At 43.6% G+C, this 14,078-nt stretch carries 9 protein-coding genes; 5 read left to right on the forward strand and 4 right to left on the reverse strand.

The features are described 5' to 3' along the window. Positions 1-2: 2 nt before the first annotated feature. Positions 3-1,235 carry an MFS transporter gene (locus ACEN9X_RS23195; protein WP_413667382.1) on the reverse strand — a complete coding sequence of 411 codons (1,233 nt, stop codon included), beginning with the start codon at positions 1,233-1,235 and terminating at the stop codon, positions 3-5. A gap of 57 nt (positions 1,236-1,292) precedes the next feature. Then, positions 1,293-1,946 (reverse strand): FadR/GntR family transcriptional regulator, encoded by a 654-nt coding sequence (locus ACEN9X_RS23200; protein ID WP_413667383.1) that lies wholly within the window; start codon positions 1,944-1,946, stop codon positions 1,293-1,295. Between the two features lie 184 nt (positions 1,947-2,130). Here ACEN9X_RS23200 and ACEN9X_RS23205 point away from each other — a divergent pair, with 184 nt between their 5' ends. From ACEN9X_RS23205 to ACEN9X_RS23225, 5 genes are all read left to right on the forward strand, one after another. Next, complete coding sequence (locus ACEN9X_RS23205; RefSeq protein WP_413667384.1) at positions 2,131-2,739, forward strand: RNA polymerase sigma factor; 609 nt, start codon at positions 2,131-2,133, stop codon at positions 2,737-2,739. A 48-nt stretch (positions 2,740-2,787) separates the two neighbouring features. Further along, entirely contained in the window at positions 2,788-3,726 is a 939-nt protein-coding gene (locus ACEN9X_RS23210) for a FecR family protein (RefSeq protein ID WP_413667385.1), read from the forward strand. 110 nt (positions 3,727-3,836) lie between these two features. Further along, entirely contained in the window at positions 3,837-7,190 is a 3,354-nt protein-coding gene (locus tag ACEN9X_RS23215; protein ID WP_413667386.1) for a SusC/RagA family TonB-linked outer membrane protein, read from the forward strand. 33 nt (positions 7,191-7,223) lie between these two features. Further along, positions 7,224-8,738 (forward strand): RagB/SusD family nutrient uptake outer membrane protein, encoded by a 1,515-nt coding sequence (locus ACEN9X_RS23220; RefSeq protein ID WP_413667387.1) that lies wholly within the window; start codon positions 7,224-7,226, stop codon positions 8,736-8,738. Positions 8,739-8,796: 58 nt separating this feature from the next. After that, positions 8,797-10,632 (forward strand): alkaline phosphatase, encoded by a 1,836-nt coding sequence (locus tag ACEN9X_RS23225; RefSeq protein ID WP_413667388.1) that lies wholly within the window; start codon positions 8,797-8,799, stop codon positions 10,630-10,632. Between the two features lie 156 nt (positions 10,633-10,788). Here the strand turns inward: ACEN9X_RS23225 and ACEN9X_RS23230 are convergent, their stop codons facing one another. Both ACEN9X_RS23230 and ACEN9X_RS23235 read right to left on the reverse strand, forming a co-directional pair. Next, positions 10,789-12,684 carry a gliding motility-associated C-terminal domain-containing protein gene (locus tag ACEN9X_RS23230; RefSeq protein ID WP_413667389.1) on the reverse strand — a complete coding sequence of 632 codons (1,896 nt, stop codon included), beginning with the start codon at positions 12,682-12,684 and terminating at the stop codon, positions 10,789-10,791. Positions 12,685-13,324: 640 nt separating this feature from the next. Next, on the reverse strand, positions 13,325-14,056 hold the full coding sequence (locus tag ACEN9X_RS23235; protein ID WP_413667390.1) for an MIP/aquaporin family protein: 732 nt from the start codon (positions 14,054-14,056) through the stop codon (positions 13,325-13,327). Positions 14,057-14,078: the final 22 nt, after the last annotated feature.

A 14,078-nucleotide genomic window follows, 5' to 3' on the forward strand; every position in this document is an offset into this window, starting at 1 on the left:
TTTTAACCCTTTGCCACTTTCTTTCCCTCAATATTTGGCAATAGGCCAGTAAAAATACCAATCAGCGGCAAATAAGCACAGATCTTAAATACATAGTTGATACTGGTCATATCGGCAACTTTACCTAATATGGCCGAGCCTAAACCACCCATACCAAAGGCCAGTCCAAAAAACAGACCTGCTATCAAGCCTACCTTTCCGGGTACCAGTTCGGTAGCATAAACTAAAATCGCTGAAAACGCTGACGAAAGGATGAGGCCGATAAATACCGATAAAACGCCTGTCCAAAACAGAGATACGTAGGGCAGGAGCATAGTAAAGGGAGCTACACCTAATATAGAAATCCAGATGATGTACTTGCGGCCAAAACGATCGCCCAATGGCCCGCCAAAAAGCGTTCCGGCCGCTACTGATCCTAAAAATATGAACAAATAAATTTGCGACTGTTGGATACTCAGATGAAATTTATTGATCAGGAAGAATGTGTAATAGCTGGTGATGCTGGCCAGATAAAAATATTTGGAGAAGATAAGTACCAGTAAAATGCCTAAAGAGAATATTATCCGCCTTTTTGATAAATTTAAATGTGATACTTCGTTAGCATTTTTATTCTTTGCCTTAAGGCTTAAGTGTTCGGCATACCATTTGGCAATCCGTAATAGCACCAAAATTCCGGCGAAAGCGATCAGGCAAAACCAGATCACGTTTGATTGCCCGTAAGGGATTACAATAAGGGCCGCCAGCAGCGGGCCAACGGCACTGCCGGCATTACCACCCAATTGGAAAATAGATTGTGCCAGTCCCTTTTTACCTCCGGATGCCAAATGCGCGACCCGCGATGATTCCGGATGAAATATAGATGAGCCTATCCCGATAAGGCTAACGGCTATCAGAATAACATAAAAGTTGCCCGCAAAGGAGGCCAGCAACAATCCCGATAAGGTAAAGCCCATGCCAATTGCGAGGGAATAAGGTTTTGGCTTTTTATCGGTGTAAAGCCCTACAAAAGGCTGCAGAATAGAGGCTGTAATTTGATAGGTAAACGTAATAAGCCCTATTTGAGCAAAGTTAAGGCTGAAGCGTTGCTTGATAAGCGGGTATATGGATGGTATAACCGATTGCAGCATGTCGTTAATAAAATGGGCCAGACTTATGGTAAACAAAATTGAATACACGGTTTGCTGAACCAATTTTTTAGGCTCGGTGGTAGTAATTGTTGGCGATGTAGATTCCATTTAGTGATAGATTAAATTATAAAACATTATAACATCAGATGAATTTTACGAAAATTTTTAATGTTGATGAATTTCGAGAGCTGTATTCCAGGCCTGTTTTGAATCGGAATCGAGAATGTTTTTCAGGAGCTTTTCGTGAAGATGTTGTGTGTCGATAAAAATACGTGTATCAGGGTGGATTTCAGTAAACCAGTTTTTTAAGTGGACGGCAGCTGTTTTATATAAATCGCTCAGGATCTCATTTTTTGACGCTTCGGCAATAGCAATGTGAAATTTAACATCGGCATCGATACATTCTTCCAATAGCCCGGCTTCGGCAGTTCTTTTCCGCGTTTCTAAATGGCTTTTCATGGTGAAAATATCCTTTTGTGAGCGGTTTATAGCTGCTTTTTCCGCTATTTTCATCTCCAGTAACTGCCTTACCTCATCAAGGTCTTGTGATCGGGCGCGTTTTATACGGGCTTCCATTGGCTCGGGGTTAACAGCTGTGCGTTCTACAAAAGTTCCTGCACCCTGCTGGATCCTGAGCAGGCCCGATTGCACCAGGCTTTTTGTAGCCTCTCGGATGCTTGAGCGGCCAACGCCAAACTCGGCCATAAGCTCGGGCTCTGTAGGGAGTTTATCATTTATTTGATATCGGCCACCGGCTATCTGCTCCTTTAGTTTCTCAGCAATCTCCTCAGCCAGCGACCTTTTAATAATCTTACTCATTTGTAAATCATCAGATGAATAGCAAATGTATGACTTTGTTTGAAAAATAAAAGTTATTTTGGGCGTAAAATCTATTTTTTAAAAATAGTACCAATTATTAGCCGGTGTTTTCTAAAGCATTAATATATATTTAAATTTAGCTTAACATTTGTGCCGTTACTTTGATGCCATAAAATACCCCTAAGTGAAACAATATTCGGATGCACAACTTCTATATGAACTGCAGGGCGGTAACGATGGGGCATTCCGGGAAATTTATGAGCGTTATGCTGATAAGCTGATTGCTTTCGCGTTAAAGAAAACGCAAAATGAAGATGAAGCGATGGATATGGTACAGGAGCTGTTCCTTTCCATATGGAAAAATCGTAATACCATCCAGGTAAATGGCGCGCTTGAAGCTTACCTTATGGTTTCGGTTAATTACATGAGCTATAAATGGTATAAAAAGCAAAGCACAAAGCCCCGTTCATTAGATGATGTTTGCGAATTGCAGGAAACTTACGAACAAAGCCCCGATCAAAAACTTTCCCTTGCCGAATTACGCCTGTTAATAAACAGGGAAGTAGCTGATATGCCCGAAAAAATGCGCCAGGTTTACCTGTGTAGTCGTGAGCAGGATATGACCGGGCCGCAAATCGCCGAGTTTTTAGGCTTATCGCACCAAACTGTGCGTAACCAGATCAGTAATGCTTTAAGCAGGCTCAAAAAGTCTGTTCAGAAATATTACGATGTTGTTCCGTTTGATAATTACAGCAGATTTTTGCTGCTGATAATTTTTTTCAAAAAGTTATAGTACACTCTCCCTTGTTCGGTCACTTAACAAGTATAAAGCCCCTGTTAGGTGAATCAAAAAGAAATAAAAAGATTACTCGATAAGTTTAACGCCGGTAAATGCACCGACGAGGAATTGCAGCTTTTACAACAAATGATGCATGAACTTGATGCGGACACTAATACCAGCGATAATATTAAAGCTCTGAAGCAACCACTTTGGGAACGTATAGAAAAACAAACCATAGCTAAAGGTAAGATTCGCAGGTTAAACACTACCTGGTTAAAAGTTGCTGCGGCTGTCTTAGTTGCAGTATGCGCCGGACTGTTCTATTCAAAAATAGCTACCCATAAAAATGAGCAGATTGCCTACCAGGTAATCACCGCCCCCAAAGGCAGCATGAAACAGATCACGTTGCCCGATAGTACCACAGTGCAGTTAAACGCAGGTACATCATTAAAATTCCCCGTTAGTTTCAGCGATTCAAGAAGGGAAGTTACTCTGATAAATGGCGAGGCATTTTTTGATGTAAAGCATGATGTAAAAAGGCCATTCATGGTGCATACCGCAAAAGTTACTACACAGGTATTGGGTACATCGTTTAATATCAAATTTTATAAAGAGCTGCCCGATCTGCAGGTTTACGTGAACAGTGGTAAGGTAGAAGTGCATGATCAGCGCCATACTTTGGGCTTTTATACCCCGAGGCAGCAGCTAACCTACAACAAACAACATGGAAGCTTTACGCGCCAGGAGTTAACTGTCGATCATTCCCTGAGCTGGATGCATGACGAACTGATACTGGATAATGCATCATTTAAGGAGATTACAGTTTACCTGCAAAATCGCTACAGCGTGAATTTTAAATACAATGAAAAACGCCTGGCACAGCAGCACTACTCGGTTAGGTTTTCAAATAAGCTGAATATCAGGCAGGTGCTGGATATACTTCAGTTTATTGATGGCCACAAGTATAAGTTAAACGGAGATATGGTAAATATTAAATAGCAATATAAAAGGAAAACCAATGCCTGCTCCAACAGGCACTGGCTCAATTAAGTGTAGCTGCCAAAACTAAAAGCCAACAGGCAGTTACTAATCACTTTAAAAACAAATGTATGGAAAAATCTTTAACCCGGATTTCAAGAAGATTAATCTCAGCAATTTTGTTGCTGGTAACAACCCTGACGGCATTATTGCCCTCACGCGCCTTCGCCGAGCGTAGTGTGTCGCTGATGGATCAGCCGGTAACCGTAAAGTTTGCCGATGAGACCATGGATGCATCGCTCGAGAAACTCAAAAAAGCGGTAAATACCGTTGCATTTAACTACAAGATGGATGATGTGGCCGCGGTAAAAGTAAAGGCAAATTCATTTGTTAACAAGCCCTTAAAAGATGTACTTAACGCTTTAACTGCTAATACGCAATTGGAGTACCGCGAAAAGTACGGCACTATCATCATCTCCCACAAAAAAGTGGTACGTGCACCCGAAAAAATTACAGTAACCGGAACGGTGACTGATAAGGATGGTCCGCTTGCGGGCGTAGCTGTACGCAGCAAAACCTCAGCCGCCGCTACCTCAACGGATGTTAACGGCAATTTTAAAATTACTGTTGAAAAAGGTGAGGCGCTGGTATTTAGTTTTATCGGTTACAAAAGCCGTGAAGTTGTTGCCGGCCAGTCGCCGCTTAACATTACTTTGGAGGCTGATGTTACCGGTCTTAACGCTGTAGTTGTAGTAGGTTACGGCACACAGAAAAATACCGATGTAACCGGTTCGGTAGGCTCATTAAAAGTTAGCAATGTTAAAGACCGCTCTGTAGGCTCGGTTACCGAAATGTTGCAGGGACAGATAGCCGGTGTTACGGTTTTGAACGAAGGTGGTGACCCAACTTCGGGCCCGAGCATTAGGTTACGTGGTCAAAGCTCTTTCAACAATGAAGGCCCGCTGATGGTTGTTGACGGTACTATTTACAACGGAGGTCCGATTGATCCTTCAGATATCGAATCAATAGACGTATTGAAAGACTCATACGCAGCTATCTACGGTGCTAAAGCTGCCGGTGGCGTAATTTTGATCACTACCAAACGTGGTAAACAAGGCAAAACCAATCTTGACATTACTGCAAAAGGCGGTGTGCAAAATGCTTTGAAGATCTTGCAAGCGTTAAACGCTGCCGATTATGCAGATGCGATAAATACTGCTTATGATAATGCAGGCAAAACCCGTTTGCCCGCCTTTGATGCAACTATCAACCCAGATTCGCGTGTAACCCGTACCAACTGGACAGATGCCTTGTTCAGAACAGGTTACATTCAGGATTATAATATGAATATCAGCGGTGGTACAGAGAAATCTAACTTTTACGTATCAGGTGGCTACCGTAAAAACGATGCTATCCTGTTAAATACTAACGCTATCCGTTACAACTTTCGTGTAAACTCCGATCACCAGATCAATAACTGGCTGAAGATTGGCGAGAGCTTCTCATACTCTTATAACAACGGACAAGGCGCTAATACAACCAGCGCCTATACCGGTGCTATTTTATCGGCAATTTTCTATCCGCCTAATGCTTCTATCTACAACCCCGATGGCAGCTTTGGTGGTGTGCCCGCACAGTACGCAGGCTCTTATGGCGACGTTATTAACCCGGTTGCCTATTTAAAACGTTTGGATAACAGCGACGCTGTAAATAGCTTCAATATCAACCCTTATGTTGAAATAAACCTGGTTAAAGGTTTAAAATTCCGCTCAAACCTGGGGATTACTAAAAACTCTGAAACCATTAAAAACTTTAGTACAAGGGTTTTGGAGCCGGGAAAGAAATTCTTCGATAACTTCCTGTTCCAGGAGCAAAATAATACGCGTACCATCCTGGCCGAACAAACTTTAAACTACGACAGAACCTTTGGTAATCACCACGTAACTGCTTTGGCAGGTTATACCTATCAGGATGATACCCAGGAGTTTTTTAGCGTAAATACGGATAACTATTTAAGCGAGGACCCTGCTTACCGTTACATCATCAATGGTAGCCTTAACCCAACCGGTGTGCCTCTGCAGGGCAACAAAAACGAATCAGCTTTGATCTCGTACCTTGGCAGGATCGGTTATGATTATGCCGGCAAATACTTTATCAACGGTATCATCCGTCGTGACGCTACGTCACTGTTAACAAGTAAAAACCGCGCTGAGGTTTATCCGGGTGTATCTGCAGGCTGGTTAATCAGCAAGGAATCATTTTTTCCTACTGATGCGTTGGTGTCATTTGCTAAGTTAAGGGCAAGCTATGGTCAGTCGGGTAACCTTGCAGGTTTGCCAAGCTTCCCAACTTCGGTTTCGCTAACCAAAACTGCAGGCTATTTAGGTAGTCCGGCTGCTGCCATCACCGGTTCGGCTGTTGATGGTTTGGCTAACCTTGACCTTAAATGGGAAAAAGCTACTCAAACCGATATCGGTGTTGATTTAGGTTTAATGAATGGCAAGATCAATGTTACTGCTGATGTGTTCCAAAAAAGAAATACACGGTTCCTGTTCCAACCGCCGGTTGCAGCGGTTTATGGTGTGTCAAATCCCCCGTTTGTTAATGGTGGCCAGATCACAAACAGAGGCGTAGAGTTAGCCGTTAAATACCAGGGTGCCGTTGGTGAATTCCACTATAACCTGGCAGCTAACGGATCATACATCAAAAATAAAATTGATAACATACTTCCAGGTCAGCAAACTATCCTTTCCGGTCCAACAGTAAGGGACAACCTGGTACCTGTATGGTTACAGCAAGGTTACTCTTTGTACTCTTTCTTTGGTTACAAAACTGCCGGTCTGTTCCAGTCACAGGATGAGGTTAATAATTACAAAGACGGTTCAGGTAACCTGATCCAGCCAAACGCTAAAGCAGGTGATATCAAATTCCAAGACCTTAACCACGATGGTAAAATAACCGAGGCCGATAAAACTTACCTGGGTACACCGTTTCCTAAATTCAGCTACGGGTTTACTGCAAACTTCAGCTACGGTCCGTTTGATATGAGCGTGTTTTTACAGGGTATTGCAGGTAATAAACTTTTCAACGCTGTTAAATACACCGGTTTAAATGCATCTATCCAAAATTATAACCTGCTGGCTGATGCTAAAAATGCATGGACCCCAACTCATACTAATACCAATATCCCGCGCTTATCTGCAAGTGATGCAAACGGAAACTTTGGTAACGTATCTGATTTTTATGTTGAGAATGGCTCATACATGCGCATAAAAAACGTGACCCTTGGTTATACGCTGCCAAAAGCATTGATGACTAAAATAGGTGTACGTAGTGCCCGTGTTTTCGCCAATGCTCAAAACCTGGCCACATTTACAAAATATACAGGTCTTGACCCGGAAGTTGGTATCAACCAAAACGGTGTTGATTTAGGTCTGTACCCACAGGCAAGGATCATTTTAATAGGTGTTAACGTAGGCTTATAAAAAATCAGGAACCACAATTAAGAAGATACAGAGATGAAATTCAAAAATATAATTAGCAAAGGCTTAATGGGTGTAATGGTTATCGCACTGGCCCAAAGCTGTAAAAAAGGCACTTTAGATAATATTAAACCAACCGGTACGCCAACCAGTACCAACTTCTGGAAAACAGCTGCTGATGCTCAGGCAGCGGCCAATGGGTTATATGAGAAACAAAGTAACAGCGAAGACCTTTATGGCCGCGGTTTCTTTTGGTTCATTAACGCCAGTGATGATATGGTTGTAGGCCGTACATCAGCGGATAGGGAAAATATCAAAAACTTTGTATGTACAGGTAACGAAAACAGTATTTACGCGCCATGGCAATTACACTTTGTGGTAATGAAACGCGCCAATGATGTGATTAACAACGTGCCAAACATTAACATGGATGCCGCTACCAAAAACTTTATTTTGGGTCAGGCTTACTTTATCCATGCAGTAATGCACCTGGAGATAGCTGATTTATATGGATCAGATAAACAAGGTGCTCCTTTACAAAATCGCGCTAATCCGTTGGCATTCCCGGCTCAGTTACCTTCAGTAAAAGATAACTACGCTTACATTGAGGCGGATTTGAAAAAAGCAGCTTCATTGCTTCCTTATTTTGATAAGCTGGCTACTTCCGATTACGGCCGCGCGCACAAAACTGCGGCCTTGGCTTATCTTGCCAAAACTTACCTGCATGCTAAGGACTACGCCAATGCCGAAAAATATGCCGATTCGGTTATCCTGAGCGGTAAGCATGCCTTGTTAAGCAATTATGCCGATGTATTTAAGATCGCCAATAACTACAGTTCTGAGTATATCTGGTCGGTAGCCAGTAACCTAAATGGTCAAAGCATTTTACCGGGTGCGATGCTGGAGAACAAAGGCTGGGGTTTATATAACGGTTTCGGTTACTATCAGCCAACTAAAGAATTGGTTGATGAATTTGAGGCAGGCGATAAAAGGCTTCCGGCTACTATCCTGCAAAAAGGTGATAGCTTCCAGTATTTCGGTCAAACTTATACTTACCCAATCGGCGGCAAAAGCAATAGCTTAACCGGTTATCAGTTCAATAAATATATGGAGCCGTTTAGCTATGCGGGTGGTATCCACGTAAGCCCTAATGGTGATGAGCCATCAACAGATTTAAACGTGCCATTATTGCGTTACGCCGAGATCTTGCTGATTAAAGCCGAAGCTCAGATCATGCAGGGCAAAAACGGCGATGCCGCGCTTAACCAGGTGCGTGTACGTGCAGGATTGAGTCCAATTACTAATGCTACGATGGCAAACCTCAAACACGAACGTCGTGTTGAATTGGCAGGCGAGTGGAGCGATCGTAATTTTGACCTTGTTCGTTGGGGCGATGCGCAGGCAATTTACGCAAAACCGTTACACGGTTCAAATGGCTCAGTTGTGTGGAAAGCTCGTAACTTTGACCCGGCGAGGGATAACGTTTGGCCTATCCCGCCAAAGGACATCCAGATAAGCCAGGGCCAGCTGAAACAGAATGCCGGCTGGTAATTGACATATTGAAACTTACAAAACCGGGCCTAGCCCGGTTTTGCTATATCTATACCAAATGAAAAAAAGTACTACCCTGATTACGCTGGCGGCTCTGCTGGCAAACACCGGCCTGACGGCCAACGCGCAGGTTAAAAACTACACCGTAGCCGACGCACATTCACACAACGATTACAAAAACAACATCCCTTTTTACCGGGCCTATGAAAAAGGTTTCGGTTCTATCGAGGCCGACTGTTATGCCGTTAACGGGCAGCTGATGGTTGCGCATGATAAAAAGGAGATCGATGCAAAGCGGTCATTAAAAGCTTTATATATAGATCCGCTGATTGAAAAATTTAAACGCGACCCGCAACGTCATTTAAGACTGCTGATTGAAATTAAAGAAGATCATAAAGCAGTATTGCCGCTGGTGATTAAAGAACTAAAACCGTTGGAGCAATATTTTGATTATGAAGGTCATCCGGGCAGACTATCGATAGTTATGACAGGAGCAGTGCCGCCTCCAGCTGAGATGACTAACTACCCAGCATGGATCTCGTTTGATGTAGATCATATGAACGGCTTTACGCCAGCGCAATGGAAAAAAATCGGACTGGTAAGTTTTCCGTTTGGTAAATACATACACTGGAATGGTAAAGGTGTATTGAATAATGAAGAAATTGCGAGGATAAAAGCGGGGATCGATAGCGTACATAACTCCGGTAAAAAAGTCCGTTTTTGGGAAACACCTGATACCAAAAGCAGTTGGCTGGCCCTTATCCGTTTAGGTGTTGATGTAATTGGTACCGATAAAATTGAGGAGCTTGGCGATTTCCTGAACAAGAAGCCAGCAAGCGAATACACCGCACCGCAAGCGTACACCATTTATAAACCAGCTTATAAATCGGACGGCGCGGTTAAGAAAGTTAAAAACATCATTTTGTGCATTGGCGATGGCATGGGGCTTTCGCAAATCTATTCAACCTATACAGCCAACCGTGGGCAGTTGAATATTTTCCAAATGCTGAATATTGGTTTTTCGGTAACCAATTCTGCCGATGCTTATATCACCGATTCTGCTGCAGGAGCAACCGCCTTTGCGTCAGGCCAAAAAACTAATGATAGGGCAGTGGGTGTTGATCCGTCAGGAAAACCATTGAAGTCATTAGCTGATTACAGCGCGGAAGCAGGTAAGAAAACCGCGGATATTGTGGTTTGTGAATTAACGGACGCTACCCCCGCAGCTTTTTATGCACATGATTTAGAAAGGAGCCATTCGATAGCAATCGCGAATCAGATCACTTCATCGCCAATTGATATTTTCTTAGGTTCGTCATATAAAGACTTTATCTGGCCGGTTAATGGTGAAAGTCCTGTTGATAAGATGAAGAAGAGGGGATATACAGTTATCCGCAACTTCGATGAATTTTTAAATAGCTCGGCTCCTAAAATCCTGGGCTTAATGGATGACAGCGTAACCCGCCCGAAAATGGAGGGTAGGGGCAATTATCTCCCGCTGGCATTCAATAAGGTAACCCAAGCATTTAAGAATGCGCCAAAAGGTTTTTTTATGATGATTGAGGGTTCGCAGATTGATCACGGCGGTCACGCCAATAACCTGAAACAGGTAATTACTGAGAATAGTGACTTTGACCGCGTAGTTGGCGATGCGCTGAAATTTGCCGATGAAGATGGTGAAACCCTGGTAATTGTGACCGCGGATCATGAAACCGGAGGTTTAACTCTGCTCGATGGCAGTATTAATAACGGTTACGTATGGGGCGATTTCAGTACCAATGATCATACGGGCATCCCAGTTCCTGTGTTTAGTTACGGGCCTCATTCGCTTGATTTCAGAGGGGTTTATAGTAATACCGAGATCTTTAATAAGATTAAGGCTTTGTTGCAATAGCTGCAATTAACAGAAACGATAATAAACCCATGTCATTGCGAGGAACGAAGCAATCGCATGCTATACAGGGTGGCTATGCTTCCGTGCGGTTGCCACGCTACGCTCGCAATGACATGGTTTTTAATTTCTCTATTGCGGTGAACCGGTCAGGAATAATCAGCCTATGATCTGCACCCATCCAGAGTAAACCGTACCATTCTTCAGATCGATCTTGTAGTAATAGGTTCCCGTAGGCAGCCTGTTGCCATTGTATGTTCCATCCCAAGCTTTTGTATAGCCTTTGGCGTTGTAAACTATTGTTCCGTATCGGTTAAAAACCTGTGTAATGGCATTGTCGTAGGCTCCCAGCGCATCTATTTGCCAGGTGTCGTTTATGCCATCTCCATTGGGAGTAAACGTGTTGGGGATGGTGAATTTATCAATAACCTTTACCTCAACAGCAGCTTTAGACTCCAGGTTGCACGATCCGGGTTGCAATACATGCAAAATATAGGTGATGTTGCTGGTTGGAAATACAAAGGGTTCTAAAGATGTGGTATTGCTGATGTTTTCGTTAGGTGTCCAGTAATAAGTAACATTTTCGCCGCTTACCTGGGCATGAAGCTGTATCCTATCGCCTTTCATGACTTCACGTGTGGCGGTGGCGTAGGCTCCGGGACCCTGGTTTACCGTTAAGGTTACGGCGCTTTTGGCCTTGCAGCTGTTATTGGTCACTTCAACTGTGTAGGTGGTTGTTTCATCTGGGGATGCCATTGGGTTGGGGATGTTTGGGTCCGACAGGCCGGTTGCGGGGTACCATCTGTAGGATGTTCCGCCCGTGGCGTGGAGCTGTGTTTTGTCGCCTTTGCAAATTGTCCGATTGTCACCTGCATTAGCAACTACAGGTGCGTTTATATTTACTGTAACCCCAGGCGCAACGCTTGAGCATCCGTTTTTAAATACAGTAACTTGATATTGCCCGCTCATAGCCGCTGTTGCACCGCTAATGACTGGGTTTTGTTGCGCAGACGTAAAGCCATTTGGCCCTGTCCAGCTATAACTATCGCCAGCTGATGCCGTAAGATAAATGTTTTCGCCAGGACAGACGGGCGAACTTGCAGTGGCAGTAGCCGGTTCCGGATTGATAACGGTTAACGTTACAGCCGATGAAATTAATCTGCATTGCGCCGAATTAATATTGCCCTGCTGGGCAACTAATACCCTGTATTGATAATTGCCGGTGGTGATAGGTTGATGGAGCGGGTAGGAGCCCGATACAGCGCCGGGAATATTTATCCATCCGTTTGGTGTACTTATTTGCCACTGATAAACAGGATTTTCATAAGGTAGATCGGATGCGGTGCTAACATTCAAGGTGTAAAACTTATCAGCTTCAGCGCATCCCTGTGCTGTTATGGCTGTTTTGTCGTTTCCGAAATAGGTAGTAAGTGCAGGGCCGTAGGGGCGTAGTGAAATATCGTCTAACGCCACGTCGTTACCGTAGCCGCCACTGGCATTATTAGTCATTTTGATAGTTACATCGCCGCCGGTTGGCGGGGTATTAAAAGTAATATTGTATTCCAGCCAGCCTAAGCCATTGTCGATAGGGCCGGTATGTTTTGTTTTGGTTTCGAGAGCAGTGGTTACAGAAAATGTAATGTCGGGCTTAATGCCGCCCTGTTTCATTAAGTTTAATACATAAACGCTGAACCTGTAAGTAGTACCGGGACACAGGGTTTTAACCGTTCTTTTATAAAATTCGTCGATGGCATTGGTGGCATCCACAATCATCATGTAGCCATTGGGTTGCCCAGGTGTATGATTACCTGTTTGCAGCCACGATTCAGGGTACATGCCGGCAGTGGAGTTGGCAATAGTATAGCTGCCTTCACCCGGTTGTGATGGAATGTAATTATAGGTAGTAGAAAAATTCCCGTCATTTATTTTCGGACCTATTTGAGCCGTTCCGTCCCCAAAGTCTTCAATTAATACCGGTTCCCCCTCCTGCGCTTTCAGATGCAGGGTTAACTGTGGCCATAGGAATCCCATCGCCAGTAAAGTGATAAATTTCATGTGTTTTTACGCATGTCGGCAAGACTTGCAACGCGCTCGCGTATCTTGCTTAAAAGTTTAATCAAAGCGGCCGGGGGACAGCCGGTATTGATATAAACTTGGGTTAATGTTGTGTTTTTTTAGGGGTAGGTTGCAAAAGCAAAGCCATGCCGGAGGCTTAAAACAATGAAGAGTAGAAATGTGCAGTGTGTGAAAATGAAATTTGGCGAGTGGTGAAAAACAAATTTGTAAAAGGTACACTAAGTAGCTGTATTATACTTTTTTGAAAGTTGCTGCTTTGAAATATGCATCACAGGTTGTAAAATGTTGTTTACGAAAAATGAATTTTAGTGGCGCGATTTTTGCTAAGCCGGTGGATTTGAATTTTGATAGCATTGTTGCTTATTTTCTACCATTAATCTTGTTGTGGGGAAATAAATCTACAAAATTTGATTTCTGTGTTGATAGCAAACTCTATTCCTGTTAGCTCTTCGCTTAAGTTTTAATTAAATGAACAACTTGAACAAAATGTGTATTAAAAGCACAAAAAGAACGGAATGAACAAAGGGGGATTTTAAGAGCCGGAGAGGCGTAACATGGCGTTTTAAAGACTTACGAAGTTTTTAAAACTTCGTAAGTCTGGGGCTGCCTCAAATGAGATTTATTGCTTAATCGAAAGGTACAATACCGCAGCAATAGAAGCGCCAACCAACGGGGCTATCACGGGGATCCAGGCGTAAGCCCAATCGCTGGTACCCTTACCTTTTATCGGTAATAGCATGTGCATGAAACGCGGGCCAAGGTCGCGGGCGGGGTTAATAGCGTAACCGGTGGTGCCTCCTAACGACAGGCCTATTACCCACACCAATAAGGCTACAGGGATTGCACCAATAGAGCCAAGGCCGATAGGCGTTTTAGCCGGCGTAATTTCCGCGCCTGCTATATAGAAAATGGTAAATAGCAGCACAAACGCACCAATTACTTCACTGGCGATATTGGAGACGTAATTTCTTACTGCAGGGCCGGTGCAAAATACAGCCAGTATGGAGGCTGGATCATTTGTGCGCTTAAAATGATCATAATACATTATCCAAACTAAAAATGCACCGAGGCAAGCGCCTGTAAATTGAGCAATAATGTAGGGTATAACATTTGCCCAGGAAAACTTGCCCGCAATGGCCAGCGCCAAAGTTACGGCGGGATTGAGATGCGCCCCGCTATACGGTCCTGCTACAACAACCCCAACAAAAACAGCCAGGCCCCAGGCGGTAGTGATCACTATCCATCCGCTGTTATTTCCCTTCGTATCTTTTAAAACTACGTTGGCCACTACGCCATCGCCTAACAATATCATGAGCATGGTGCCTATCAATTCGGCTACAAATGGAGACATGTTTAAAATATTTTAATGGTGG

It is taken from the genome of Mucilaginibacter sp. Mucisp86, from assembly GCF_047324315.1.
Classification (GTDB): Bacteria; Bacteroidota; Bacteroidia; order Sphingobacteriales; family Sphingobacteriaceae; genus Mucilaginibacter.